This is a genomic window from Neorhizobium turbinariae (assembly GCF_023223505.1).
Classification (GTDB): domain Bacteria; phylum Pseudomonadota; class Alphaproteobacteria; order Rhizobiales; family Rhizobiaceae; genus Neorhizobium; species Neorhizobium turbinariae.
Map to the genome: position 1 here is coordinate 69914 of NZ_JALPRY010000004.1, position 24534 is coordinate 94447.

The 24534-nt window shown below is 62.0% G+C and carries 25 protein-coding genes; 17 read left to right on the plus strand and 8 right to left on the minus strand.

What is annotated here, in order from left to right; all coding sequences use genetic code 11:
• Positions 1–73: 73 nt before the first annotated feature.
• The 3 genes from M0654_RS03315 to M0654_RS03325 all read right to left on the minus strand — a co-directional run bounded on the left by M0654_RS03315 (position 74) and on the right by M0654_RS03325 (position 1590).
• Positions 74–472 carry a type II toxin-antitoxin system VapC family toxin gene (locus M0654_RS03315; RefSeq protein WP_248681823.1) on the minus strand — a complete coding sequence of 133 codons (399 nt, stop codon included), beginning with the start codon at positions 470–472 and terminating at the stop codon, positions 74–76.
• A complete protein-coding gene (locus M0654_RS03320; protein WP_248681824.1) occupies positions 469–732 on the minus strand; it encodes a type II toxin-antitoxin system Phd/YefM family antitoxin in 264 nt (87 codons plus the stop codon). The genes M0654_RS03315 and M0654_RS03320 overlap by 4 nt, the downstream gene beginning before the upstream one ends.
• Before the next feature lie 66 nt (positions 733–798).
• Positions 799–1590: a creatininase family protein gene (locus tag M0654_RS03325; RefSeq protein WP_248681825.1), complete on the minus strand. Its 792-nt coding sequence runs from the start codon at positions 1588–1590 to the stop codon at positions 799–801.
• A gap of 84 nt (positions 1591–1674) precedes the next feature.
• Between M0654_RS03325 and M0654_RS03330 the strand changes: the two genes are divergently transcribed.
• A complete protein-coding gene (locus tag M0654_RS03330) occupies positions 1675–2175 on the plus strand; it encodes a MarR family winged helix-turn-helix transcriptional regulator (protein ID WP_248681826.1) in 501 nt (166 codons plus the stop codon).
• A gap of 96 nt (positions 2176–2271) precedes the next feature.
• The gene (locus M0654_RS03335) at positions 2272–3294 is read left to right on the plus strand and encodes a LacI family DNA-binding transcriptional regulator (RefSeq protein WP_248681827.1); all 1023 of its coding nucleotides are present in this window, start codon (positions 2272–2274) and stop codon (positions 3292–3294) included.
• A gap of 10 nt (positions 3295–3304) precedes the next feature.
• On the opposite strand, the gene M0654_RS03340 is transcribed toward M0654_RS03335, so the two are convergent.
• A complete protein-coding gene (locus M0654_RS03340; RefSeq protein ID WP_248681828.1) occupies positions 3305–4078 on the minus strand; it encodes a gamma-glutamyl-gamma-aminobutyrate hydrolase family protein in 774 nt (257 codons plus the stop codon).
• Between the two features lie 305 nt (positions 4079–4383).
• Here M0654_RS03340 and M0654_RS03345 point away from each other — a divergent pair, with 305 nt between their 5' ends.
• On the plus strand, positions 4384–5490 hold the full coding sequence (locus tag M0654_RS03345; protein ID WP_118850467.1) for a TRAP transporter substrate-binding protein: 1107 nt from the start codon (positions 4384–4386) through the stop codon (positions 5488–5490).
• A 151-nt stretch (positions 5491–5641) separates the two neighbouring features.
• Here M0654_RS03345 and M0654_RS03350 read toward each other — a convergent pair whose 3' ends face one another.
• On the minus strand, positions 5642–7429 hold the full coding sequence (locus M0654_RS03350; RefSeq protein WP_248681829.1) for a TRAP transporter large permease: 1788 nt from the start codon (positions 7427–7429) through the stop codon (positions 5642–5644).
• Position 7430: 1 nt separating this feature from the next.
• Entirely contained in the window at positions 7431–7991 is a 561-nt protein-coding gene (locus M0654_RS03355; protein WP_248681830.1) for a TRAP transporter small permease subunit, read from the minus strand.
• A gap of 400 nt (positions 7992–8391) precedes the next feature.
• Between M0654_RS03355 and M0654_RS03360 the strand changes: the two genes are divergently transcribed.
• The 8 genes from M0654_RS03360 to M0654_RS03395 all read left to right on the plus strand — a co-directional run bounded on the left by M0654_RS03360 (position 8392) and on the right by M0654_RS03395 (position 15827).
• Positions 8392–10713, plus strand: a complete 2322-nt coding sequence (locus tag M0654_RS03360) for a putative bifunctional diguanylate cyclase/phosphodiesterase (protein WP_248681831.1) — start codon at positions 8392–8394, stop codon at positions 10711–10713.
• A 198-nt stretch (positions 10714–10911) separates the two neighbouring features.
• A complete protein-coding gene (locus M0654_RS03365; RefSeq protein ID WP_248681832.1) occupies positions 10912–11667 on the plus strand; it encodes an N-acyl amino acid synthase FeeM domain-containing protein in 756 nt (251 codons plus the stop codon).
• A 176-nt stretch (positions 11668–11843) separates the two neighbouring features.
• Entirely contained in the window at positions 11844–12068 is a 225-nt protein-coding gene (locus tag M0654_RS03370) for an aa3-type cytochrome c oxidase subunit IV (protein WP_248681833.1), read from the plus strand.
• A gap of 85 nt (positions 12069–12153) precedes the next feature.
• Complete coding sequence (locus M0654_RS03375) at positions 12154–13380, plus strand: Re/Si-specific NAD(P)(+) transhydrogenase subunit alpha (RefSeq protein WP_248681834.1); 1227 nt, start codon at positions 12154–12156, stop codon at positions 13378–13380.
• Positions 13380–13778, plus strand: coding sequence for a proton-translocating transhydrogenase family protein (locus M0654_RS03380; protein ID WP_248681835.1), 399 nt, complete (start codon positions 13380–13382; stop codon positions 13776–13778). The genes M0654_RS03375 and M0654_RS03380 overlap by 1 nt, the downstream gene beginning before the upstream one ends.
• A gap of 18 nt (positions 13779–13796) precedes the next feature.
• Positions 13797–15197 carry an NAD(P)(+) transhydrogenase (Re/Si-specific) subunit beta gene (locus tag M0654_RS03385; RefSeq protein ID WP_118850459.1) on the plus strand — a complete coding sequence of 467 codons (1401 nt, stop codon included), beginning with the start codon at positions 13797–13799 and terminating at the stop codon, positions 15195–15197.
• Between the two features lie 86 nt (positions 15198–15283).
• Complete coding sequence (locus tag M0654_RS03390; RefSeq protein ID WP_248681836.1) at positions 15284–15544, plus strand: ribbon-helix-helix domain-containing protein; 261 nt, start codon at positions 15284–15286, stop codon at positions 15542–15544.
• Positions 15537–15827, plus strand: coding sequence for a type II toxin-antitoxin system RelE/ParE family toxin (locus tag M0654_RS03395; RefSeq protein WP_248681837.1), 291 nt, complete (start codon positions 15537–15539; stop codon positions 15825–15827). Before M0654_RS03390 ends, M0654_RS03395 begins: the two co-directional genes overlap by 8 nt.
• 15 nt (positions 15828–15842) lie before the next feature.
• Here the strand turns inward: M0654_RS03395 and M0654_RS03400 are convergent, their stop codons facing one another.
• Positions 15843–16733, minus strand: coding sequence for a tetratricopeptide repeat protein (locus tag M0654_RS03400; protein WP_390919515.1), 891 nt, complete (start codon positions 16731–16733; stop codon positions 15843–15845).
• A gap of 126 nt (positions 16734–16859) precedes the next feature.
• Positions 16860–17108 (minus strand): 30S ribosomal protein S21, encoded by a 249-nt coding sequence (gene rpsU / locus M0654_RS03405; RefSeq protein WP_118850455.1) that lies wholly within the window; start codon positions 17106–17108, stop codon positions 16860–16862.
• Positions 17109–17352: 244 nt separating this feature from the next.
• Between rpsU and M0654_RS03410 the strand changes: the two genes are divergently transcribed.
• From M0654_RS03410 to M0654_RS03435, 6 genes are all read left to right on the plus strand, one after another.
• Positions 17353–18327, plus strand: coding sequence for a zinc-binding dehydrogenase (locus M0654_RS03410; protein ID WP_248681838.1), 975 nt, complete (start codon positions 17353–17355; stop codon positions 18325–18327).
• 174 nt (positions 18328–18501) lie between these two features.
• On the plus strand, positions 18502–19182 hold the full coding sequence (locus M0654_RS03415) for a hypothetical protein (protein WP_248681839.1): 681 nt from the start codon (positions 18502–18504) through the stop codon (positions 19180–19182).
• Between the two features lie 193 nt (positions 19183–19375).
• Positions 19376–20629, plus strand: coding sequence for a sarcosine oxidase subunit beta family protein (locus M0654_RS03420; protein WP_118850452.1), 1254 nt, complete (start codon positions 19376–19378; stop codon positions 20627–20629).
• A 15-nt stretch (positions 20630–20644) separates the two neighbouring features.
• Positions 20645–20986 (plus strand): sarcosine oxidase subunit delta, encoded by a 342-nt coding sequence (locus M0654_RS03425; protein WP_248681840.1) that lies wholly within the window; start codon positions 20645–20647, stop codon positions 20984–20986.
• Complete coding sequence (locus tag M0654_RS03430; protein WP_248681841.1) at positions 20983–23961, plus strand: sarcosine oxidase subunit alpha; 2979 nt, start codon at positions 20983–20985, stop codon at positions 23959–23961. Before M0654_RS03425 ends, M0654_RS03430 begins: the two co-directional genes overlap by 4 nt.
• Positions 23954–24502, plus strand: a complete 549-nt coding sequence (locus M0654_RS03435) for a sarcosine oxidase subunit gamma (RefSeq protein WP_248681842.1) — start codon at positions 23954–23956, stop codon at positions 24500–24502. Before M0654_RS03430 ends, M0654_RS03435 begins: the two co-directional genes overlap by 8 nt.
• Positions 24503–24534: the final 32 nt, after the last annotated feature.

Genomic DNA, 24534 nt, shown 5'->3' on the forward strand with positions numbered 1-24534 from the left:
ATCGCGGACAGGTTGGCCTCATATAAGGCTAAGCCCGGAGGAGTTCAAAGGGTTTCGATGTTATATAATCACATCAGCTGGAGGAGGGAGGAAGGGCGGAGCGGACGTCGGTTTGTGCAAAGTCATTGCCGATGTAAAGCAGCGGGCAGTCGAACTCTTGGGCGGTCGCATAGGCGAAGCAATCACCGAAGTTGAGGCCGGCGCGGTGAAAGCCTTTGCCCCATCGCCGATAAACATCCGAGACGAGACGCGCCCGTTCATCCGTCACTGGTATGACTTCCGCTATCGAGCCCGCGATGATCTCGTCTAGAGTTGAGAGACGACGTGCACCGAGAGCGACAATCCTCGCCTCAACAAGCGTGCCTGCAGACATGATGATACGCGGCTCTCGCGCCATGATGTTGGAACACGCCCAACCCATCTCTTCATCTTTGATGATTGCGATGAGAGCGGACGTGTCGACGACGATCATTTAGGTAAGCCAAGCTCGTCGTAAAGAAAATCTTGGCTCCTTGCCGCGTCCGTACCAAAATCCGGTGGATCGTCCTTGGCACTTTGTCGGATCTTTTCAAAGAGCTTCAAGCGTTCTTCCGTAGGCAGCGGGGAGCGCGAGATCGGCTCCAGCCTTACCGACGCCCCGCCGTCCTGCGTCAGGACGACCTCCTCGCCTTGGGTGGCGAGCTTCACCAGTTCCGTCAATTGGCCTTCCGCTTCCGCAATGGAAATGCGCATGGGCGCCTCCTTCGGGCGTTTCATCCAGACATAATATGCGCAGGCGATGAGGGCTTACAAGCGGGCTCAACGCAGGCGTGTCACGTCGAACGCGGCCACGTCTTCCAGGAGTTCAGTGATCCCCTGCACGGCATGGGTAACCAGTTCTTCCCCCCGTTCGGCGGTGGCGGCGGAGGCATCGCCCGCCACGCCTTCGTCGTTGAGGTCCGACATCTTCCAGCCGAATGCATGTGGCCCATAGGCGCGCAGGTGTTTGAAGCTTTGTGCGAATGCGGACTGTCGCGAGCCAAAATTCTTGGTCTTCGTCATGTCGACGCGGTCCGGCCACAGCGCCAGCATCACGGAAGTCTCGATGTCGCCGCCGTGGATGTCGACGGCCTTCTTCTCCGGCGTGATCCAGCCCGGTGGCTGGCCGAAGCGCGTCCAGCTGGTCGCCACAACAAGCATGTTGAGCCGCACCCGCGCTTCCGTCGCGACGATTGTCATGAGCGGGGAATTGCCGCCATGGGCGTTCAAAAGCACGAGCTTGCGGATGCCTCGCGCGTACAGATCGGCGGCAATGCCGAGCCAGCGGTTCACCGCTTCGTCAAAGGCCAGCGTCCTGGTGCCGGCAACGTCCATGTGTTCGATCGAATAACCGACCTGCTCCACGGGCAGGAAGGTCACAGGCAGATCTTCGGGAAGCGCGGCGATCAGCCGGCTCACCAGCCCTTCGGCGATCAGCGTATCTGTTTCGAAGGGAAGATGCGGTCCGTGCTGCTCATGCGCGCCAAGCGGCAGGACGGCGATCCAGTCCTGCCTTTCTGTGGATGCAATCTTCGTATCGTTGTCGTGATAACGTCGCTTTGGGCCTGGCATCTGGCGATGGTTTCCCGGTTTGGTTATGGATGTCGCGACACAGGTAGTTCAGTTTCTTCTTGAGGGCAAAGCAGGCGGTTGGCAATGAGCAAGAAGAAGGGCGACAAGAAGGGCAAGTCCGGCAAGAAGAAGGCCGCGGAGGCGAGTTTGGTTGCCGATCTTGCGCCGGCCATCACTCAAGCCGCCCGTTCGATGCGCACCCTGCTCAGCCGCAGCCTTGGCGAAACCGGGCTCTATGCCGGCCAGGATGGTGTGATCCTGACGCTCGCGGAAGAGGATGGGCTGACACCGGGCCAGCTTGCAGCGCGGCTTGGGGTCAAGGCGCCGACGATGACCCGCACGATCGGCCGCATGGAAGCGCAAGGGTTTCTTGAACGGCGCGCCGACGGCACGGATGGCCGGCTGACCAAGGTGCACCTGACCGAAACGGGGCTGAAGACGGTGGACCAGATCGGCCGCTCGGTTGCCGATTGCGGCGCGCTCGCCGCCAAGGGCCTCACCGACAAGGAGGTGCGCACGCTCCTCAAGCTGTTGAAGGCAATCGAGAACAACGTCCAGCCAGCGCTTGGTAACGATGACAGTTGAAACCTGAAGGACCATATTGTCGGGCCGAATTAAATTGTTTATTTAAAGTTTAATTCGGCGCCGGACCTTCGGCGCCTGCCGCTGCGGGTGGGGGACATGGCGCAAAAGGTCAAACTGTCGACGATTGCCGAAAGCCTCGGCCTTTCCACTGCGACCATTTCCCTGGCATTGCGCGACAGCCCTCTGGTGGCGGTCGATACGCGCGAAAAGATCAAGGAACAGGCGCGGGCGCTGGGCTATATCTACAATCGCCGCGCCGCCAGCCTCCGGACCTCGCGTTCCGGCATCATCGGGGTCGTGGTGCACGACATCATGAACCCGTTCTACGGCGAAATCCTCAAGGCGATCGAAACCGAGCTCGATCGCAGCCGCCACACCTTCATCCTCTCGAACCACTACGACTCGGTCGAGAAGCAGCGGATGTTCATCGAAACGCTGCTGCAGCTTGGCGGGGATGGCGTCATCATGTCGCCGGCGATCGGCACGCCGGTTGAGGACATGCGGCTCACCGAAGACAATGGCATGCCGGCCGTGCTCATCGCGCGTTCGATCGACGGCGTCGACATGCCGACCTATCGCGGCGATGACAGCTATGGCATTTCGCTTGCCACCAACCACCTGATCGGGCTCGGGCACCGGACGATTGCCATGATCGGCGGCACCGACCAGACCTCGACCGGCCGTGACCGTTACCAGGGTTACGTCAACGCCTTGCGCAAGGCCAATATCGAGGTCGATCGGGACCTGCGCATTCCCGGGCCACGCACCATGCAGGGTGGGTTCGAGGCTGCGGTGCATTTCCTGTCGCTGCCGCAAAAGCCGACGGCCGCCGTCTGCTGGAACGACCTTGTCGCCATCGGCCTGATGAACGGCATCGGCCGCGCCGGTCTTGTTGTCGGGCAGGATATCTCGGTAACGGGCTACGACGACCTGGAGCAGGCGTCGATTGCGACGCCATCGCTCACCACCGTCTCGAACGGGCAGGCGGAAGTTGGGCGGCTCGCGGCGCGCGCCCTGCTGGACCGGCTGGCCGGCAGCCATGAGCCGGACGGCATCCACCTGATCAAGCCGGAAATGCGCATCCGCCAGTCGACCGGTCCCTACCGCCCGAGAGCCTGATCAGTCTGGATCAGGCGGCAACGCTCTTGACGGTGTTGCCGGCGGCATAGGTGCGAACCGCGTCGCCGAAGGCCTGGAAGAGGGCGCGCGAAGGCGCGTCGGTTTCGGCCCAATATTCCGGATGCCATTGCACGCCGACGGCGAAGTTCTTGGCATCGATCACCGAGACCGCCTCGATTGTCCCGTCTGCCGCCGTTGCCTCCACCTTCAGTCGCGGGGCAGTTTCGGCGATTGCCTGGCGGTGCAAGGAGTTCACCTGCACTTCGCCGGTCAGCCCGAGATATTGCGCCATGCACGAGCCTTCCTGCACGAAGACCGGCTGGCGGATGGCATACATGCCGTCGCGCTCAAGGACCGGCGGCTTGCGGTGGTCCCAGATGCCGGGCTGGTCCTGGATTTCGCTGGCAAGCGTGCCGCCCAGCGCCACGTTCAGTTCCTGGATGCCACGGCAGATGGCGAGAAGCGGAATGCCGCGGTCGATTGCGCGGCGAATGAGCGGTAGCGAGGTTGCATCGCGCGCGGTGTCGAACGGCCCGTCACTTTCCGTCGCTTGCCTGCCGTAGAGGGAAGGGTGGACATTGGTCGCCGAGCCCGAGATCAGCACGCCATCGACCCGGTCGAGGATGGCATCGATGTCATTGCCTTCCTCGAAGGCGGGGATGATGAAGGTCATCACCTCGGCCACCTTCAGCGCGGCTTTCACATACTGGTTTGGCGATGCATGCCACACGCCTCCTTCGATTTCTCTGATGTCGGCAGGAAGAGCGACGATCGGCATGGGCATGTGGGTCTCCAGCAGTCGAAAAGCGATTGGTCATTGATGTGGCGCTTCGAACCTTGCCAAGTCAAGATGATGCGGGGCTTGGCAGTCGTGGCCGATCCCACGGCAACCAATGTTGCCCCTTGAAACTATTTGCGGTTTTTGCAGGCAGACGTCGTCCGACCAAAGTCTAAGAAGATTAGACCACACGCATTAAGGAATGTGAGCGGTGCCGCTTGCACGCAAATAGATGTCATGGTTACTTCGCAAGCATATCCGCGGGATCTCGAGGGCAGACCTGTGGTTTCGTCTTCAAGGGAGGTTAATTTATGGATCGTCGTTCATTCTTTAAGAAGGCTGCCGTTACCGGCACCGGGGCCGCCGCCGCATCGGTGCTTGCTGCTCCGGCCATTGCGCAGGCAAATCCGAAAGTCACCTGGCGTCTGACCTCGTCCTTCCCGAAGTCGCTCGATACCATCTATGGTGGCGCCGAGGATATTGCCAAGCACGTCGCCGAAGCGACGGACGGCAACTTCACGATCCAGCCTTATGCCGCTGCTGAAATCGTCCCCGCCATGCAGGCGGCCGACGCCGTCACCAACTCGACGGTCGAGATGGCCCATACCTGCTCCTATTACTTCGTCGGCAAGGACCCGACCTTCGGTATCGGTAGCGCCATCCCGTTCGGCCTCAACGCGCGCCTGACCAATGCCTGGTTCTACCAGGGCAACGGCAACACGCTGATGAACGAGTTCTTCGCCAAGCATAACATCTATGGCATCCTGGCCGGTAACACCGGTGCCCAGATGGGTGGCTGGTTCCGCAAGGAAATCAACACGGTTGACGACTTCAAGGGTGTCAAGATGCGTATCGCCGGCATTGCCGGCCGCGTGCTTGAAAAGCTCGGCGCCGTGCCGCAGCAGATTGCTGGCGGCGACATCTATCCGGCGCTCGAAAAGGGCACGATCGACGCGGCCGAGTGGATCGGTCCATATGACGACAACAAGCTCGGTTTCGCCAAGGTCGCCAAGTATTACTACTACCCGGCCTTCTGGGAAGGCGGCCTTGCGATCCACGCATTCGTCAACCTCGACAAGTGGAACAGCCTGCCGAAGCAGTACCAGGCGGCGCTGACGGATGCCTGCGCCTTCGCCAACACCAACATGATGGCGAAGTACGACCTCAAGAACCCGGGCGCGATCAAGCAGATCGTTTCGCAGGGAACGACGCTGCGCCCATTCAGCCAGGAAATCCTGGAAGCCTGCTACCAGGCCTCGCTCGAGGTCTACAAGGAAATTTCCGAGACCAACGCCGACTTCAAGAAGATCTACGAAGACCAGGTGGCCTTCAAGAAGGAAGGTTATCTCTGGATGCAGCTGTCGGAATACACCTTCGACACCTTCATGATGATCCAGCAGCGCGCCGGCAAGCTTTAAGCACTACCCAAGCCGAACACGAAAAACCCCGGGTCGCGAGGCCCGGGGTTTTTGTTTGTCCGCTGAACAGCCGAAGCCCTCGGCGGAGGAGGGCGGTGCCCCGCCTTCCGGATCAATGGCTCGCCCGGATTGCCGGGCGAGCGCCAGCCCGTCAGGGGTTGATCTTGGGTGGCTCGCCGAAGTTCGGCATCGGCGGCATGGCTGGCTGTGCCGGCTGAGCTGGCTGGCCTTCTGCAGGCGCACCCGGTGCCGGGGCTTCCGGTGCCGCGCCACCGAAGTTCAGCGGCGGAAGACCGAAGGGCTCGGAGCTCGTGTTGCCGCCACCGAGTGCCGGCAGGTTGATCTCCACGTCATCCGCATTGACCGGATGGTCGTTCTTGTACCCCATCACCAGGCCCGGGAAGGCGATCACGATCATGATGATCAGGAACTGGATGACGATGTACGGGAACACGCCCTTGTAGATCTCGGTGGTCTTGATGCCGGACATCGTCTTGCCTGTCACCTTGTCCACCCAATTGCCCGCAGGCGCGATGGAGCGAAGGAAGAACAGCGAGAAGCCGAAAGGCGGCGTCAGGAACGAGGTCTGCAGGTTGATGCCGAGGATGATGCCGAACCAGATCAGGTCGATGCCAAGCTTTTCGGCAACCGGGGCCAGCAGCGGCACCATGATGAAGGCGATCTCGAAGAAGTCGAGGAAGCAGCCGAGGATGAAGATGATGATCGTCACGACGATCAGGAAGCCATACTCGCCGCCCGGCAGAGCGAGCAGCAGCTCCTCGATCCAGACGTTGCCGTTGATGCCGTAGAAGGTGAGGCCGAAGACGCGGGCACCGATCAGGATGATCATCACGAAGGCGGAAAGACGCGTTGTGGCGTCGAGCGCGCTCTTCACCGTGCCGAAGTTCAGGCGACCCTTGGCAAGCGCCAGGATGAGCGCACCGGTGGCGCCCATGGCGCCGCCTTCGGTCGGCGTTGCGATGCCGAGGAAGATCGTCCCGAGAACCAGGAAGATCAGCGCCAGCGGCGGGATGAGCACGATGATGACCTGCTCGGCCAGCCGCGAGATCAGCTTCTTCTCAAGCTTGCCGTTGATGATCGCCACGAGATAGGCGACGCCAACCGCAAAGGCCATGGCGGAAACAAGCCGCCATTCAGGGCTCTGCACGCCCGTGAAGAGGACGTAGAGGCCGAGGTAGTAGAGTCCGACCGAGACTGCGACCATCACCGCAAGCGAGGTGACGCCGGTGCCGAGCGTGCGGGCTTCCACCGGCAGGCTCGGCGCCCATTCCGGCTTCACCATGGTGATGGCGAAGACATAAAGGCAGTAGGCGCCGATGATCAGCAGAGCAGGGTATAGCGCGCCGACATACATGTCGCCGACGGAGCGACCGAGCTGGTCGGCCATGACGATGAGGACGAGCGATGGCGGGACGATCTGCGCCAGCGTGCCGGAAGCTGCAATGGTGCCGGAAACGAACGGCTTGTTGTAGCCGTAACGCAGCATGATCGGCAGCGAGATGAGGCCCATGGCCATGACTGAGGCGGCAACGACGCCGGTCGTGGCGCCGAGCAGCGCGCCGACGAAGATCACCGCATAGGCAAGGCCGCCGCGGATGGGGCCGAACAGTTGACCAATCGTGTCCAGCAGGTCTTCCGCCATGCGGGACCGCTCGAGGATGATCCCCATGAAGGTGAAGAACGGGATCGACAGCAGGGTGTCGTTGTACATGATCCCGTAGATGCGATCCGGATGGCTCTGCAGGAGCGGCCAGAACAGCTGGATCTGCGGTGAGATGTGGGAGAGTTCCACGCCGATCACGAAGTAGAGCAGGCCGCCTGCCGCAAGGGTGAATGCGACGGGGTAACCGAGCAGCAGCATGCCCATTACGCTCGTGAACATGACGAGCGGCAAATTATGCGCGATAAGTTCGATCATCTCAGACCTCGGATGCAGCGGGCGGCATTTCGCCGGCAGTGTCTTCGCGCGGGTCGTCCATCTTGCCCGTCAGAACTGCGAAGCGCTTGATGATCTCCGAGATGGCCTGGAGAAGCAGGAGAGCGAAGCCGAGGAGGACGGCGAGCTTGGCCGGCCAGATGATCAGGCCGCCGGCATTGGAGGAAACCTCACCGGAAAAGAAGGAGCGCCAGAACCAGGGCCAGGCGAGCCAGGTCATCAGGCTTGCAAACGGAAGCAGGAAAAGGATGTGGAGGATGAGGTCGATCGTGTCCCGGGTCTTTTTCGACCAGGTGGACGACAGGATGTCGATGCGAACATGCTCGTTCTTCAGCAGGGCATAGGCGCTGGCCAGCATGAATACGGTGCCGAAGAGATACCACTGTACCTCGAGCCAGGCATTCGACGACATATCGAGCGCCTTGCGGAGCACCGCGTTTCCGGCACTGATGAGAACGGCTGCGAGCAGCAGCCAAGACACTGATTTTCCAATCGCAGTCGTCGTGGCGTCGACAATGCGACTGAACGCTATGAGAGCGCCCATTTGTCCCTTCCTTCGAGGCGCTCGATTGCCCTACGCCCCTGATCGCTTTTCAAACACCCCTGCAGCGAGCTGACGTCAGCTCGTGCAATTCCAGCGTGACCTCTAGGATATTAGCGGCTTCAACGCAATGACGTGTCCACTGATCCTTAAGCATAAGACCAGATGAATCGGGGCGCCGATCCGGGCGGAAGATGAAGATCCCGCCATTGAATCGCTCCATTGCTGGTGCAGCATTGCAGGCTTCGGGCAAGACTAAGCTTTAAATTACCGAGATTGGCTTCAAGGTTTGTTCAGCACATGCCGAGCGAGCGCGTGTCTCATCCGGCGTGACGTGGCGGGAACAAGCAATTCTTAAAGGGTTTTACCCCATCGTGAGCTGGTAATCGAGGGAACGGACCCTATGAAAGAGAATGAGGCGAACACGTTGGCGACAGATGTTTATCTGTCCTTCGTCACTTCGCTGTTTGGAAATCGCGGCACTCTCTGGACCGGCGTGGTTGTCCATGTCTGGTGGTGCCTGGTTGTATTCCACTATAGCAGTGCCCGGTTCTACCTCGTCTTTGCGGCGGGCTTCATCGCCGTGTTCGCCTATCGCATGTACGTGTTCCAGCGCTTCGACAAGGCGGACAAGACCACCATCACCGGCAAGCAGATCGCCTCGTGGGAGCTGCAGAATGTGGTTGGCGCCTTCCTGGCCGCCCTGCTTCTCGGCACCGCCAGCGGTTATGCGCTGATCGTTCTGGTCAATCCCTTTGTCGGTTTCACCTGCATTGCGATGACGCTCGGCTCGATGATGTCGATCGTCGGCCGCAATTATGGTTCGCGCATCGCCGTCGACCTCCAGACGCTCGGCTGCACCGGCCCGATCCTGATCGCCTGCCTGTTTACCGAAAACATCCATCTCGTGCTGATGGCGCTGCTGCTGATCCCGTTCGGCCTGACGACCCGTTCCATGGCGAACGGCGTGCGCGAATTCCTCTACGAAAACGTCGTTGCCTCGCGGCAGATGACCATCATCGCCAGTCGCTTCGATACGGCGCTGAAGACTGTCGCGCATGGTGTCGTCATGCTCGATTCCAAGGGCCGCGTCGAAGTCATCAACCGCCAGGCGCTGGACCTTTTGAGCCTTGGCCGTTCGGCTGACGTGAAGGACCGCGTGCTGGCCGAACTCCTGCCGAAGAGCCCCCGCAACCTGTCGGGCGCCAACCTGGCGCGGATCACCGCGCTGATCGATGGCAGCCAGCAGCGTGCGCTGCTTCAGGTGGCCGACGAGCAGCATCTGGAATTTTCCGCAAGCCGTCGTGCCGATGGCGGCGTGGTGCTGGTGTTCGAAGACGTCAGCGCCCGGGTGGCAGCCGAACAGCAGATCCTGCACATGGTGCGCTTCGACTCGCTGACCGGCCTGCCGAACCGCAACCACTTTGCAGAACTCGCCGAGGAGCGCCTCAAGGGTCGCGACGACGCGCTGGCGGCATTTGCCGTGTTCAATGTCGATGGCTTCAAGCATGTCAACGACGTACGTGGCCACGTGGTCGGCGACCGGCTGTTGTCGATGATCGCCGAACGGCTGCGGGCGCTCGAAGCGCCGAACATGCTGGCCGGACGCCTGGTTGGCGACGAGTTTGCCGTGCTCCTGCTTGGCGACGATTGTGCGCATGACCTCGAACAGCAGATGCGCGAGCTTCATGAAGAGCTGCAGGGCGGCTACCAGGTGGACGAACTGCGGCTGCCGGTGTCATTGAACAGCGGTTGCGTCATTCTCCCCTCGCGCGATTTTGCGATGGAGAACTGCCAGATCAAGGCCGACCTCGCGCTCAACCATGCGAAGAGCGTCGGCAACGGCACGCTTACCGTGTTCCGCCCGGAAATGGACGCCCAGTATATCGCCGAGCAGAAGCTGCGCACCGACCTTCGCCACGCGGTGGAACATGGCGGGCTGCATATCGTCTACCAGCCGATGTACAAGCCGGATGGTTCGAGCATCGAATGCTGCGAGGCGCTGGTGCGCTGGCGCCACCCCGAGCGCGGCATGGTCGGCCCGAATATCTTCATTCCGATGGCCGAAGACATGGGCATCGTCTCCGCCATCAGCCGTTTCGTTATCGAACAGGCGTGCCGCGATTGCGCCGCCTGGCCGGAGCCGCTTGCAGTTTCCGTCAACCTTTCAATCCAGGACTTGCGCAACAGCGACATCCTGGCCTTCGTTGCCGATGTGCTGGAACGGAACGGTTTGAGCCCGAAGCGCCTGCATCTGGAAGTTACCGAAAGCGTCTTCATGGACGAGCCGGTTTCCGTCAGTGCCATTCTGAACCAGTTCCGGGCGACCGGCGTCACCGTTGCGATCGACGACTTCGGCACGGGCTTCTCCAGCCTCAGCTATCTCGACACGCTGCCGCTTGATATCGTCAAGATCGACCGTGCCTTCATCCGCAACGTCGCCGAGGACGAGCGCAAGCGCAAACTGTTGCGTGGCATCGTCAACCTGTCGCGCGATCTCGGTCTGCGGATCGTTGTCGAAGGCGTGGAAACGCAGGAACAGCTTTCGCTGATCAATGCCCGCGGCTTTGCCGATCTCGTGCAGGGTTACGTCTTCTCGATGCCGGTGGCCCCGGAAGAGATCGACGAGCTTCTGAACGGCTCCCTGCGTGGCGGCAAGCGCTCGCGCCTGACGTCGCGCAACAAAACCGATATGCCCGGTCCGCTGATGGCTGCAGCCGGCTGACGGCCGGCTTCAGAAGCCCTCTGGGGCGCTCTCCCACGTTAGATCAAACTGTCAATTCTTAACAGCAGCTGCCATTCGGTAAGCTGCTGTTAATGTTTCATTAACCATGCTTTTTAAAAGCTGATTAAGTATTAGCGCTTCTTCTTGCGGCGGCGCGGTTGTGAGGGTTAATTCTTCGTTAAAGACGGGGAATGACCAATGCCATTTAATAGATCTTTTGTTAACGATAACTTTTCTGCCAAGCTTCTTTCGACACTCGACCATGTTGAATACCGGCGGATCGAAACCCAGGAAGATTTCGAGGATATCGCGCGCCTGCGTTACAAGGCCTACAAGACGCACGGAGTATTGCCGGTCAATGCAACGAAGCTGATCGACGAGATCGACTTCGACCGCAATGCCCATGTGTTCGGCGTCTATTACGACGAGCAGTTGGTGAGCACGATCCGCCTGCATGTCGTGACGCCCGAGCACCGGGTGTGCCAGTCGATCCTCATCTTCCCCGAAGCGGTCAACGAAATGCTTGATGCGGGCATGACGCTGATCGACTCGGCCCGGTTTGCCATTGCACCGGAGTTTGCCGGTGAGCTCTCGGCCATGCCGTACCTGACGGTGCGTTTGACGCCGGTTGCCGCAATCTACTTTGATGCCGACCGCGTTCTCCAGCCAATCCGCCCGGCGCATGCCGCCTTCTACCGCCGCTTCTTCTATGCCCAGCCGCTGGTGGAGCCGCGTCGCGTGCCGACCTACGACTTCGACCTGATGCTGCTCGCCTCCAAGACGCGCGAACTGCGCTCGAAGATGATGAAGCGCTTCCCGGCCTTCCAGTCGGAGGCCTGCGAGCGCCGCATGCTGTTCGATCGTTCGAACTTCGAAACCGCGCCGCTGACGATCCTTCCGACCGCGCGCATCGCCGGTCGCCCGCAGTCGCCCGAGATGGCATATCTCGGTTAATGGATGTCGGGCGCAGCGGCGGACTTTTTGTCACCATTGCGCTTTGACAAGCCATTGTGTAAGGCCTGAGTCAGTGCCAAATGGGCTGCGCCTTGCGCAGATTCTTGTCGGCGAAGGGCTTTTTCTGCGATCGGCGCTTCTGCGGCAGGTCGTGGCTGATCAAGGAGATGGGATCGATGGACAATCACCAAAGCGGACCGGTCGAAATGGGTGCTCCGATGGACTACCAGGAGCATGAAAAGACCTACAGCATGTTCCTCGCCGGGGCCAAGTGGGGCACCATGGTCGTCGTGGTCCTGCTGATTGCCATGGCGGCCGGCTTCTTTGGCGGCGCCGGCATCATCGGCAGCCTGCTGGTCTTCCTCGTCCTGAATGCCGCCGGCGCCTTCCTGCTGCGCTGAGCCTGAGATGGCGGCCCTCGCGGCCGCCATCTGCCTTTGGCGAACCATTCTCGCCTGACGCGAATCGACTGGGAGGAGACAGTCTTTGGCGAAGGTCATATTCGTGTGCCGTGAAGGCGCAGACGAACCGCGTGTTTCTGCTTCGCCGGAAACGGTGAAGCGCTTCATTGGCCTCGGGTTCTCGGTGCTCGTGGAGGCGGGCGCCGGAGATGCTTCCGGTTTTCCCGACCGCGACTACCAGACTGCCGGCGCAACGATCGGCACGGCCGCCGATGCCGGCGGGGCGGACATCATCCTGCGGGTCAACCGTCCGGATCCCGCGGAGTTTTCATCCTACAGATCAGGCGCCATCGTTTTCGCTGTCATGGATCCCTATGGCAGTGAAGCGGCGCTTGCCGCCATGGCCAAGGCCGGGCTGACGACATTTGCGATGGAACTGATGCCGCGCATCACCCGCGCGCAGTCGATGGACGTCCTGTCATCACAAGCCAACCTTGCCGGCTACCGCGCCGTGATCGACGCGTCGCACGAATATGGCCGCGCCTTCCCGATGATGATGACAGCGGCTGGCACGGTTCCGGCCGCCAAGGTCTTCGTCATGGGTGCCGGTGTTGCGGGGCTGCAGGCGATTGCCACCGCGCGCCGCCTCGGCGCGGTCGTGTCGGCAACCGACGTTCGCCCAGCCGCCAAGGAGCAGGTCGCCTCGCTCGGTGCCAAGTTCATTGCCGTCGAGGACGACGAGTTCAAGGCGGCCGAAACGGCAGCCGGTTATGCCAAGCCAATGTCGGAAGCCTATCAGGCCAAGCAGGCGGCGCTGGTGGCCGAACACATAGCCAAGCAGGACATCGTCATCACCACGGCGCTCATTCCCGGACGCCCGGCGCCGCGGCTCGTGACCCGCCCAATGCTCGCCTCGATGCGGCCGGGATCCGTGGCAGTCGACCTTGCAGTCGAGCGCGGCGGCAATATCGAAGGTTCGCAAAAGGGCAAGATCACCACCGTCGAGGGCGTCTGCGTCATCGGTTACACCAATGTGGCGGGCCGGATCGCGGCTTCCGCCTCGGCGCTTTATGCCCGCAACCTCTACGCCTTCCTCGAGACGATGGTCGACAAGAGCACCAAGGACTTCGCGCTGAACCTCGAGGACGAACTGGTGAAGGCAACCATGCTGACCCATGGCGGCAGCGTGGTTCATCCGACTTTTGCTGCTGCGGTGGCTTCGGGTGACGCCATTGAAAAGCCGGTCGTTACGGAGAAGACGGCGATTGATCCGATCGCCGGCGATGCCGCCGTGGACAGGGAGGAGCTGTGATGGCCAACGAGGCTTTGAACAACGCACTCGAACAGTTGGACCAGGCGGTCAATGCCGTGGTTGCGGCAGCCGCCCATGCACCGGAAGCGGCAAGCGTCGCGACCGGCGGAGCGATCGATCCCTTCGTGTTCCGGCTAGCGATCTTCGTTCTGTCGATCTTCGTCGGTTATTACGTCGTCTGGTCTGTCACGCCTGCGCTGCACACGCCGCTGATGGCTGTTACCAACGCCATCTCCTCGGTGATCGTCGTCGGCGCGCTGCTCGCCGTCGGCATTTCCGCCAGCGGTTATGCCACCGGCTTCGGCTTCATCGCGCTCGTGCTTGTTTCGGTGAACATCTTCGGCGGCTTCCTGGTGACCAGCCGAATGCTTGCCATGTACAAGCGAAAAGACCGCTGACGGGTTCTGGGAGGATTAATGTCACAGAATCTCGCAGCCTTCCTTTACCTCGTCTCCGGCGTGCTGTTCATCATGGCGCTGCGCGGGCTCTCCCATCCGACGACGAGCCGCAGGGGCAACGTCTACGGCATGGTCGGCATGGGGATCGCCATCCTCACGACGCTGTTGCTCGCGACGCCTTCCTTCGGCGGGTTCGTGCTGATCGTGCTGGCGCTGGCGATCGGTGGTGGAGCGGGGGCTTACATCGCCCGCACCATCCCGATGACGGCGATGCCGCAGCTGGTGGCCGGCTTTCACTCGCTGGTCGGCCTCGCGGCCGTGATGGTGGCGGCGGCAGCCCTTTATGATCCGCTGTCCTTCGGCATCGGTGCGATCGGCGAGATCCATGGTCAGGCGCTCATCGAGATGGCGCTCGGCGCGGCGATCGGCGCCATCACCTTTACCGGCTCGGTCATCGCCTTCCTCAAGCTCGACGGGCGCATGTCCGGCAAGCCGATCATGCTGCCATACCGGCACGCCATCAATATTGGCCTGCTGCTCTTGATCGTCGTCTTCATCTTCGGCCTGGTGCAGACCGAGAGCCACTTCGATTTCTGGCTGATCGTGTTGCTCGCGCTGGCGCTTGGCGTGTTGATCATCATCCCGATCGGCGGCGCCGACATGCCGGTCGTCGTGTCGATGCTGAATTCCTATTCCGGCTGGGCGGCGGCGGGCATCGGCTTCACCCTCGGTAACCTCGCGCTGATCATCACCGGTGCGCTGGTCGGCTCGTCTGGTGCGATCCTCTCCTACATCATGTGCAAGGGCATGAACCGTTCCTTCATTTCCGTCATTCTCGGCGGCTTTGGCGGCGAGAGCGCGTCCGCCGGTGCGGACGACGGCATCCAGCGCACGGTGAAGCAGGGGTCTGCCGACGACGCGGCCTTCCTGATGCAGAACGCCTCCAAGGTCATCATCGTGCCGGGCTATGGCATGGCGGTGGCGCAGGCGCAGCATGCACTGCGCGAACTTGCCGACACGCTGAAGGAGCATGGCGTGGAGGTGAAATACGCGATCCATCCGGTGGCCGGCCGCATGCCGGGACACATGAACGTGCTGCTTGCCGAAGCCAATGTGCCCTATGACGAAGTGTTCGAACTGGAAGACATCAATGCCGAGTTTGCGCAGGCGGACGTCGCCTATGTGATCGGCGCCAACGACGTCACCAACCCGGCGGCGCGCGACGACAAGTCCTCGCCGATCTACGGCATGCCGATCCTCGATGTCGATCGCGCCAAGACCTGCCTCTTCGTCAAACGCTCGCTCGGTTCCGGTTATGCCGGCATCGACAACACGCTGTTCTACAAGGACGGCACGATGATGCTGCTTGGCGATGCCAAGAAGATGACGGAAGACATCGTCAAGGCGATGAAGCAGTGAGATTATTAGGTGAGGAAAAGCCCGGCCGATGCCGGGCTTTTTTGCTGGAGGCTTTTGTGCCAGACTGACTGGATCAGGAGGCCGCTATGGCAGACATAACCGTTTCAGACACCGTCAAGGACCTGATCGAAGACCGCGTACGCGCGGGTGAATATGCAAGCGCTGGTGACTATGTGCGCGACCTCGTGTTGAGGGAACGCAGCAGGCAGGGTGACGAGCTTTCGCTTGAGGAACTGAAGGAGATCGTTGCCGCAGGGCGGGCGAGCGGCGTGAGCCCTCATAGCGTGCACGACATCTTCGAAAGGGCAAAGAAGAGGTTCGACGCCAGTCAGAAGGCCCGTGGCTGAGTACCGGCTGAGCAATAATGCGGAAGATGATCTTGAGGACATCTTCCTGTTCAGCCTGCACACGTTCGGCGAGCGACAGGCAGTTCAATATGTGGATGATCTCCACCGGTGTCTGGAGCTTTTAGCTGACAATCCCCGTATGGGACGCCGCGCCGCGGGCTTCGATACAGAAGTCCACCGGCACGAACATCAGAGCCATGTCATCTTCTATGAGATTGACGACAATGGCATCTTCGTCATCACTGTCATCCACAAACGCCGTCTCGTACGGGTCACGACGTAGGGTGACAGCGTCACCTCAGCTCGAGGCGCGGGTGCGGGCGGCGCCGTCCTTGGCCGGCTTGTAGTTCGGGTCGAGGCGCACGGCGTGCGAATAGGACTTGTAGGCGCGGGCGCGGTCGCCGCGACGTTCGTAGACGAGCGCCTGGTTGGCCCAGGATTCGGCGAGCTTGTCGTTGAGCTCGATGGCGCGGTTGAAGTCGGCGAAGGCGTTTTCGTCATCGTTCAGCGCCACGTAGGAGATGCCGCGGCCGTTGTAAGGTTCTGGCGAGCTCGGCGACAGCGAGATGGCGCGCGAGAAATCCTCGATCGCCTGCGCATGCTGGCCGCGCAACTGGTAGATCAGGCCGCGGTTGTGCCAGGCGCGCCCATCGGTGGTTTCCAGCTCGATCGCGCGGTTGAAGTCGTTGAAGGCTTCGTTGTTGCGGCCAGCCTGGCGGTAGATATTGCCGCGGCCGATATAGGCGACGTCATAGCTCGGATTGATCTGCAGGGCGCGATTGTAATCGTTTGCGGCTTCGACCGGCTTGCCGAGGTTGCGGTAGGCAAGCGCGCGGTTGGCGTAAGCCTGGTAGAACTGCGGATTGATCTGGATGGCGCGGTTGAAATCGGCAAGAGCCCGCTGGAAGTCCCCGGCGCGGCCATAAGCGGAGCCGCGGACGTTGTAGCCTTCCGGATCGTTCGGGTTGGACTGGATAACGGCCGAGAGCGAGGCGATGTTTTCCTGGCTGCCCTGTGCGCGATCAACGGTGATGAGGTCGGTGGTCGTCGGGGTCGTGGAGCAGCCGGCAAGTGCTAGCGCTGCCATCAGGGCCGCGGGAAGTGCCGTCCTGGTGCTTGCTTTCGAGAGGCGATTCGAGAGGCCGAAGGTTCGTGTTGCACCCGTCACAACGATTGTCTTAGCGGCCATCAGGCACGTATCCCCCAATCAAGCACTGGACCGGACAGATTTGTTCGGTCCCAAATCAAAAAGAGCGGCGGCGCCCAAAGTCGCCACCGCCCTCAGAACATATGAAAACGTCGAAAAAGCGGCCGATCAACGAGCCGAACGCGAAGCCGACGCAGATTTCGCAGGCGCTGCAATCAGGCCTTCGCGCTGCATGCGCTTGCGGGCCAGCTTGCGAACGCGGCGAACAGCTTCAGCCTTTTCGCGGGCGCGCTTTTCGGACGGCTTTTCGTAGTAGTCGCGCATCTTCATTTCGCGGAAAATGCCTTCGCGCTGCATCTTCTTCTTGAGAGCGCGAAGCGCCTGATCAACGTTGTTGTCGCGGACTAGTACCTGCACGTGAATCCCGTTCCTTTGGTTTGGTTGCTCGCCGTCATCGGTACGATTTGAGGCGAAATGGTAAGGTTCGCGCGGCGCAGGCCGTGCGATTGGTGCGTGCAAATAGCAGATGACTTGGCTGAAGTCCAGATGTTGCCGCGGCGCTTTGAACGAAAAAGCTTATGAAAGCGGCCGCCTTCCCGTCACGGGCCACGTCTCTATATCAGGGGCGAACCGAAACGGGACATAAGCAAGGAGACATCCCATGAGAAGCGCCAGCTTTTCCACCTTCGGCAAGCCGTCGGACGTGCTGAAGATCGAGGACCGGCCGCTGCCCGAGCCGGGACCGGGACAGGTGCGCGTGCGCATGCGGATGTCGGCGATCCACAACCACGACCTGCTGACGGTGAGCGGCGACTACGGCATCAAGCCGCAGCTTCCGGCGGTGGCTGGCACCGAGGCGACGGGCGTGGTCGATGCGGTGGGAGAGGGCGTCACCCATCTTCAGCCGGGGCAGCGAGTCGCGGCATCCGGCCAGGGCGCGTGGGCGGATTATTACCTCGCCTCGGCCGGCAGTGCCGTGCCGCTGCCGGATGCGATCAGCGACGAGGCGGCCGCGCAGATGATCTCCATGCCGCTGAGTGCCTTGGCCCTTCTCCATTATCTTGAGGCGAAGCCGGGCGAGTGGATCATCCAGAACGCGGCCAATGGTGCAGTCGGTCGCACGCTTGCGATGTTTGCCAAGCGGCGCGGCGTCCACGTTGTCAATGTCGTGCGGCGGGAAAGTGCTGTTGAGGAGATGCGTGGACTTGGCATCGACCACGTCGTTTCCACCGACAGCGCCGGCTGGAAGGACGAGGTCGCCCGCTTCACGGGCGGGGCGCCGATCAAGGCCGCAATCGATGGCGTCGGCGGCGCGTCTTCCGGTGAGCTTTTGTCGCTGCTGGGGCAGAAAGGCGTGCTCCTGTCGTTCGGGCTGATGTCGGGCCAGCCGATGCAGCTTTCGCCGAGCGACCTGATCTTCAAGGAGACGGTGGTCAAGGGCTTCTGGCTAGCCAAGGTCGGGCCGGCGCTCGGTCCGGAAAAGATCGGCCGCCTGGTGGGCGAGATCGTCGAGAGCGTGGCCAAGGGCGAGATCGACCTGCCGGTATCCGGTATCTTCGATCTTGCGGATGTGTCCAGGGCCGTTGCCGCGGCTGCCGAAGGTCATCGCAAGGGGAAGGTGCTGATCAAGGCCTGAGCCCAAGCCTGCGCCCCTTCAATATAATCGCAGGTTGTGTATGATTGAGTGATCGCATTTTGGTTGCATTGGTTCGCAACTTGATGCAGATTTGCCGTCACGGGGCGCGCTCCAAAACCCGTCGGATCATCTTCCAAGAGGGAAACCGGTTTTGGCCGGTGGAGGGGCGCAGGCATGTTCAAGACATCGAAATGGATCATTCCGGCCCTGGTCATGGGGCTCGCCGGATGCAACTCACCCAACAGTCGCGTTTCACCCGTCAGCTTCGGCTCGTCGACGGGGATCGTCACGAGCGGCAACCTCAGGCTCGTCACGGAACGGCATAAGAAGGATTACCCGCCGGTCGTCTGCACCGAGCCGAGCCCGGACTATATGGTGGCCTTTGACCAGACACGCAGTTTCACCAACACGCGCCCGACCGAGCAGGGGGAGCGTAAGCTGGAAATCAACCTGTCGTCGGTGGAGGATGTCGAAAAAGGCGAGGGCCGGGAGGCGGCCGTGCTTGCGCTCCGCGACGGGCTTTATGTCGCCTGCCAGAGTTACGCCAATGGTGTGATCGGGCAGGATGCCTATGCGATCATCCTCAGCCAGTACGGCAACCTTCTGGTGGCGCTGGTGGGCAAGGACACCGCCCCAGGCAAGGTCGAAGTTTCCGGGCCCAATGCGGCGATTTCGGCCATGACGGTAGCCTGCATCAGCGGCCACGATCCTTCGCGCGACGATTCCGGCCGCAACCCGTTGCTGACAGTCGGCTTCTGCCGCGACCTTCTGGGGCGCGTGGCGCAGCGGGGGCTGGCGGGCGCTGCCCGGCCGCAGGTGACCAAGGTCACCACCACGACGACCGCGACCAAATAGCGCCACAACCCGGATCGGGCGCCGTCCCACGTCTTCGTGATGCCGTGCTTGTGAAGCCGGTCTTTCAGCCTTGTCGAAACAATCGCGTCTTGCGTCGCAATAAAGCTATTGCGACGCATATTGATTTGCGATGGCTATCGCACTAACCCAAGGCCCGACCACCACATTCATCCTGCGAGGAGTTGAAGGCGAAATGCGCAAATATTCGGTTTTCGCCATAGCCCGGGAGGCGTTGCGCGCCCACAAGGGCTGGGAAGCGCAATGGGTTTCGCCTGAACCGCGCTCGAGCTACGACGTGATCATTATCGGCGGCGGTGGCCACGGCCTGGGCGCTGCCTATTACCTGGCCAAGGAGCACGGCATCACCAATGTGGCGGTGCTGGAAAAGGGCTGGATCGGCGGTGGCAATACCGGCCGCAACACCACCATCATCCGCTCCAACTATCTCTATGAAGAGAGCATGGACATCTACGAGCATTCCCTCAAGCTTTGGGAAGGCCTGAGCCAGGATCTCAACTACAACACCATGTATTCGCCGCGTGGCGTGATGATGCTCTCGCACAACACCCACGACATGCAGAGCTTCAAGCGGCACATCAACGCCAACAGGCTCTACGGCATCGACAATGAATGGCTGACGCCGGAACAGGCGAAGGCCTTCGTCCCGGTTCTCGATATCTCCAAGACGGCGCGTTACCCGATCAATGGCGCGGCGCTGCAGCGGCGCGGCGGCACGGCACGTCATGATGCGGTGGCCTGGGGTTATGCGCGTGCGGCGTCTGATCGCGGCGTGCACATCATCCAGAACTGCGAGGTCACCGGCATTCGTCGCGGGCCGAACGGCGAGGTGCAGGGTGTCGATACCAACCGGGGTTTCATCGGCGCCAAGAAGATAGGCGTCTCTGCCGCCGGCCATTCGTCGGTGGTCATGGAAATGGCAGGCGTTCGCGTGCCGCTGCATTCCAACCCGCTGCAGGCGCTCGTTTCCGAGCCGCTGAAGCCGATCTTCCCTTGCGTGGTCATGTCCAACACGGTGCACGCCTACATCTCCCAGTCCGACAAGGGCGAACTGGTGATTGGCGCGGGCACCGACCAATACAATTCCTACAGCCAGACCGGCGGCCTGCAGATCATCACCCACACGCTCGATGCGATCTGCGAGCTCTTCCCGATCTTCCGCCGCGTCAAGATGATGCGTCAGTGGGGTGGCATTACCGACAACACGCCGGATCGTTCGCCGATCCAGGGTGTGACACCGGTGCCGGGCCTGTTCGTCAACTGCGGCTGGGGCACGGGGGGCTTCAAGGCGACGCCGGGTTCGGCCCATCTCTTCGCGCACCTGATTGCGCGCGGCGAGCCGCATCGTCTGGCGGCGGGCCTGACGCTCGACCGTTTCCGCACCGGTCGCCTGATCGACGAGGCAGCCGCGGCTGCCGTGGCGCACTAAGCGAGAGCCATCACAATGCTTCTGATCCACTGCCCCTATTGCGAAGAAGATCGCGCCGAGCTGGAATTCCGCTGGGCCGGCGAGGCGCATATCGCCCGCCCGACCAACATCGCGGAGATTACCGACGAGGAGTTCGCCGAGTTCTTCTTCCTGCGCAACAACGAAAAAGGCCTCACCTATGAGCGCTGGCGCCATATCCATGGCTGTGGCCGCTTCTTCAATGCGGCGCGCGACACCGTGAGCGACAAGTTCCTGATGACCTACAAGGCAGGGCTGCCGAAGCAGCCGGTTCCGGGCGTTGCGGCGACGGAACACACGGTCGAAACCTATGAAGCCACCGAAGGAGATGCACGATGAGCGCTGCATCCAAGAACCTCGGCGCGTTTCGCATCAAGGGTGCCGGGCGTCTGACCCCGGCGCGCACCGCCCGCTTCACCTTCGACGGCAAGACCCATACCGCCATGGAAGGCGACACGGTTGCCTCGGCGCTTCTGGCGCATGGCGTGCACCTGACCGGCCGTTCCTTCAAGTACCATCGGCCGCGCGGCATCCTGACCGCCGGCCCGGAAGAACCGAATGCGCTGCTTGACGTTGCGCGCGATGCGGCACGCCGGCAGCCGAACGTGCGGGCAACCGTGCAGGAAGTGTTCGACGGCGCCAGGATCTCATCGCAGAACCGCTGGCCATCGCTTCGCTTTGACATCGGCGCGTTCAACGACCTGCTCTCCCCGTTCTTCGCGGCCGGCTTCTACTACAAGACCTTCATGTGGCCGAAGGCGGCATGGCACAAGCTTTACGAGCCCTTCATCCGCCGCGCGGCGGGCCTCGGCCAGGCACCGCGGGAAGAGGATCCGGACCATTACGGCAACCGCTTTGCGCATTGCGACGTGCTGATTGCCGGGGCCGGTGTTGCGGGCCTCACGGCCGCGCTTTCCGCCGCCGCGACGGGTGCTTCGGTGATCCTTGTCGACGAGCAGCCGGAAGTGGGTGGTGCACTGCATGCCGACAATGCGACGATCATCGACGGCCAGAACGGTTATGATTGGGCGCAGGCGACCGCCGCCAAGCTGAAGGCCATGCCGAACGTCACCGTACTGACGCGCACAACGGTCTTCGGTTACTACAACCACGGCTTCCTGGGCCTCGCCGAGCGAGTGACGGATCATCTGGCGCGGCCGCACAAGGACCTGCCGCGCGAGCGCCTCTGGCAGGTGCGGGCGAAACGCGTCATCCTGGCGACGGGCTCGATCGAGCGCCACATGGTGTTCGCCAACAACGACCGCCCGGGCATCATGCTCGCCTCGGCTGCGCGCACCTTCCTCAACCACCATGGCGTAGCCGTCGGCCGGCGTGTCGGCGTCTATACCGCGCATGACTCCGCATACGAAGCGGCCTTCGACCTGAAGCGCGCCGGTGTGTCGATCGTCGCGATCGTGGATTGCCGTGAGCGTCCCGGTGATGCGGTGCTGGCGCAGGCGCGTGCACTCGGCATCGACGTGCTGACCGGCCATTCGGTGACGAACACGGCCGGACGGCTGCGCATCAACTCGATGACGGTGGCGCGCAACGGCAATTTCGACATCCGCAAGATGGCGGTGGACGCGCTGATCGTTTCGGCCGGCTGGACGCCCTCCGTGCATCTCTTCTCGCAGTCGCGCGGCAAGCTGCGCTACGACGACCAGAACCAGCGTTTCCTGCCGGATATCTATGCGCAGGATTGCGTTTCGGTTGGCGCCTGCAACGGCACCGATGACCTCGCCGAACTCATTGACGAGGCGATGAACGCGGGCGGCGGACGCGTGGCGCTGACCGGCGAGAACCGCTTCGAATGGACCGGCGGCATGATCGGCGCGGCGGAAGGGGCGGGGCCGGACACGACGGTGAAGGCCTTCGTCGACTTCCAGCATGACGTGACGGCGAAGGACATCCGCCTTGCGGTACGCGAAGGCATGCACTCGATCGAGCATATCAAGCGCTTCACGACGAACGGCATGGCGTCCGACCAGGGCAAGCTGTCCAACATGCATGGCCTGGCGATTGCCGCCGAGATGCTGGACCGGCCGATCCCGCAGGTGGGGCTCACGACATTCCGTGCGCCGTACACGCCGGTGACCTATGGGACGCTGGTCGCCCACTCGCGTGGTGATCTGTTCGACCCGGCGCGCAAGACGCCGATGCATGAGCTTGAAGCGGCCGAAGGCGCCGAGTTCGAGGATGTCGGCAACTGGAAGCGCGCCTGGTATTATCCGAAGCGGGGCGAGGACATGTTTGCCGCCGTCAACCGCGAATGCCGCACCGTGCGCGAAGTCGGCGGCGTCTTCAACGGCTCGACGCTCGGCAAGATCGAGGTCGTCGGCCCGGATGCGGCCCAGTTCCTCAACCTCATCTATACCAATGCCTGGGATACGCTGAAGCCCGGCAAGGCACGCTACGGCATCATGACCCGCGAAGACGGTTTCGTATATGATGACGGCGTTGTTGGACGGCTGGCCGAGGACCGTTTCCATGTGACGACCACGACCGGCGGTGCGCCGCGCGTGCTCAACCACATGGAAGACTATCTGCAGACGGAATTCCCGCATCTCAGGGTGTGGCTGACCTCGACCACCGAGCAGTGGGCGGTGATTGCCGTGCAGGGCCCGAAGGCGCGCGAGATCATCCAGCCGTTCGTCGAAGGCGTGGACATTTCCAACGAAGCCTTCCCGCATATGAGTGTCGCCGAGTGCACAGTGATGGGCGTGCCGTCGCGGCTGTTCCGCGTTTCATTCACGGGCGAGCTGGGCTACGAAATCAACGTGCCGTCGGATTACGGCCCGGCGGTCTGGAAGGCCGTCTGGGAGCGCGCGAGGGACATGGGCGCCTGCCTCTATGGTACCGAAACCATGCACGTGCTGCGCGCCGAGAAGGGCTATATCATCGTTGGCCAGGATACGGACGGCACGGTGACGCCGGATGATGCCGGCCTCGGCTGGGCGGTCTCCAAGAAGAAGACCGACTTTGTCGGCATCCGCGGTTTGAAGCGGCCGGATCTCGTGCGCGAGAACCGCAAGCAGCTCGTCGGCCTGCTCACCAACAAGCCGAGCGATGTGCTGGAAGAAGGCGCGCAGATCGTTGCCGATCCGAACCAGCCGAAGCCGATGACGATGCTTGGCCATGTCACCTCGGCCTACTGGTCCGAAAACTGCGGTCGGGCGATTGCGCTGGCGCTGGTGGCAGGCGGCCGCAGCCGCATCGGCCAGACGCTTTATGTGCCGATGAAGGACAAGACGGTGGCGGTGGAAGTGACGGACATGGTGTTCTTCGACAAGGAAGGGGTGCGCATCCATGGTTGAGATGGCAAACCGAGTGCTTCCGCTTTCCGGCTTCTTCGGCGGCTCGTCTGCCGTGCGGCTGGAAGCGGCCCCTGTCGCGGAACGCATTTCGCTGCGCGCGCGGCCTGAGGATGTGCCGGCTCTCTCTTCGGCGCTCGGGCTCGAACTGCCGGTGCGGCCAAAGACATCCGCTTCCGCAAACGGACGCACGGCGCTTTGGCTCGGTCCGGATGAGTGGCTGGTGATTGGCGAGGTCGGCGGCGGGCTGTTGGATGCGCTGGTTGGCACGAGTGCGCTGCATTCGGCCACCGACTTGTCTCATCGCAACACGGCGATCCTGGTTTCCGGCCCCGGTGTTGCGAACGCGATCAACGGCGGATGCCCGCAGGACCTGTCGCTGAAGGCCTTCCCGGTCGGCGCCTGCTCCCGCACGCTGTTCGGCAAGGTGGAGATCGTTCTGCTGCGCACGGCGGAAGATGCCTTCCGGGTCGAAGTCTGGCGTTCCTTCTCCGACTATGCCTTCGGCCTGCTGGCTGAGGCGGCGCGCGACGCCGGGCTCTAGGCTCCGGTCATCTGCGAGAAAAAAACGAAGGC

What these genes read in the sequence shown, in the direction of transcription:
- M0654_RS03360 (WP_248681831.1), top strand. Translation starts at nt 8,392, where the DNA reads ATGAAAGAGAATGAGGCGAACACGTTGGCGACAGATGTTTATCTGTCC.
- M0654_RS03410 (WP_248681838.1), top strand. Translation starts at nt 17,353, where the DNA reads ATGAGAAGCGCCAGCTTTTCCACCTTCGGCAAGCCGTCGGACGTGCTG.
- M0654_RS03330 (WP_248681826.1), top strand. Translation starts at nt 1,675, where the DNA reads ATGAGCAAGAAGAAGGGCGACAAGAAGGGCAAGTCCGGCAAGAAGAAG.
- M0654_RS03420 (WP_118850452.1), top strand. Translation starts at nt 19,376, where the DNA reads ATGCGCAAATATTCGGTTTTCGCCATAGCCCGGGAGGCGTTGCGCGCC.
- M0654_RS03400 (WP_390919515.1), bottom strand. Translation starts at nt 16,733, where the DNA reads ATGGCCGCTAAGACAATCGTTGTGACGGGTGCAACACGAACCTTCGGC.
- M0654_RS03335 (WP_248681827.1), top strand. Translation starts at nt 2,272, where the DNA reads ATGGCGCAAAAGGTCAAACTGTCGACGATTGCCGAAAGCCTCGGCCTT.
- M0654_RS03355 (WP_248681830.1), bottom strand. Translation starts at nt 7,991, where the DNA reads ATGGGCGCTCTCATAGCGTTCAGTCGCATTGTCGACGCCACGACGACT.
- M0654_RS03430 (WP_248681841.1), top strand. Translation starts at nt 20,983, where the DNA reads ATGAGCGCTGCATCCAAGAACCTCGGCGCGTTTCGCATCAAGGGTGCC.
- M0654_RS03385 (WP_118850459.1), top strand. Translation starts at nt 13,797, where the DNA reads ATGTCACAGAATCTCGCAGCCTTCCTTTACCTCGTCTCCGGCGTGCTG.
- M0654_RS03435 (WP_248681842.1), top strand. Translation starts at nt 23,954, where the DNA reads ATGGTTGAGATGGCAAACCGAGTGCTTCCGCTTTCCGGCTTCTTCGGC.
- M0654_RS03370 (WP_248681833.1), top strand. Translation starts at nt 11,844, where the DNA reads ATGGACAATCACCAAAGCGGACCGGTCGAAATGGGTGCTCCGATGGAC.
- M0654_RS03425 (WP_248681840.1), top strand. Translation starts at nt 20,645, where the DNA reads ATGCTTCTGATCCACTGCCCCTATTGCGAAGAAGATCGCGCCGAGCTG.
- M0654_RS03320 (WP_248681824.1), bottom strand. Translation starts at nt 732, where the DNA reads ATGCGCATTTCCATTGCGGAAGCGGAAGGCCAATTGACGGAACTGGTG.
- M0654_RS03340 (WP_248681828.1), bottom strand. Translation starts at nt 4,078, where the DNA reads ATGCCCATGCCGATCGTCGCTCTTCCTGCCGACATCAGAGAAATCGAA.
- M0654_RS03390 (WP_248681836.1), top strand. Translation starts at nt 15,284, where the DNA reads ATGGCAGACATAACCGTTTCAGACACCGTCAAGGACCTGATCGAAGAC.
- M0654_RS03315 (WP_248681823.1), bottom strand. Translation starts at nt 472, where the DNA reads ATGATCGTCGTCGACACGTCCGCTCTCATCGCAATCATCAAAGATGAA.
- M0654_RS03325 (WP_248681825.1), bottom strand. Translation starts at nt 1,590, where the DNA reads ATGCCAGGCCCAAAGCGACGTTATCACGACAACGATACGAAGATTGCA.
- M0654_RS03345 (WP_118850467.1), top strand. Translation starts at nt 4,384, where the DNA reads ATGGATCGTCGTTCATTCTTTAAGAAGGCTGCCGTTACCGGCACCGGG.
- M0654_RS03415 (WP_248681839.1), top strand. Translation starts at nt 18,502, where the DNA reads ATGTTCAAGACATCGAAATGGATCATTCCGGCCCTGGTCATGGGGCTC.
- M0654_RS03350 (WP_248681829.1), bottom strand. Translation starts at nt 7,429, where the DNA reads ATGATCGAACTTATCGCGCATAATTTGCCGCTCGTCATGTTCACGAGC.
- M0654_RS03365 (WP_248681832.1), top strand. Translation starts at nt 10,912, where the DNA reads ATGCCATTTAATAGATCTTTTGTTAACGATAACTTTTCTGCCAAGCTT.
- M0654_RS03380 (WP_248681835.1), top strand. Translation starts at nt 13,380, where the DNA reads ATGGCCAACGAGGCTTTGAACAACGCACTCGAACAGTTGGACCAGGCG.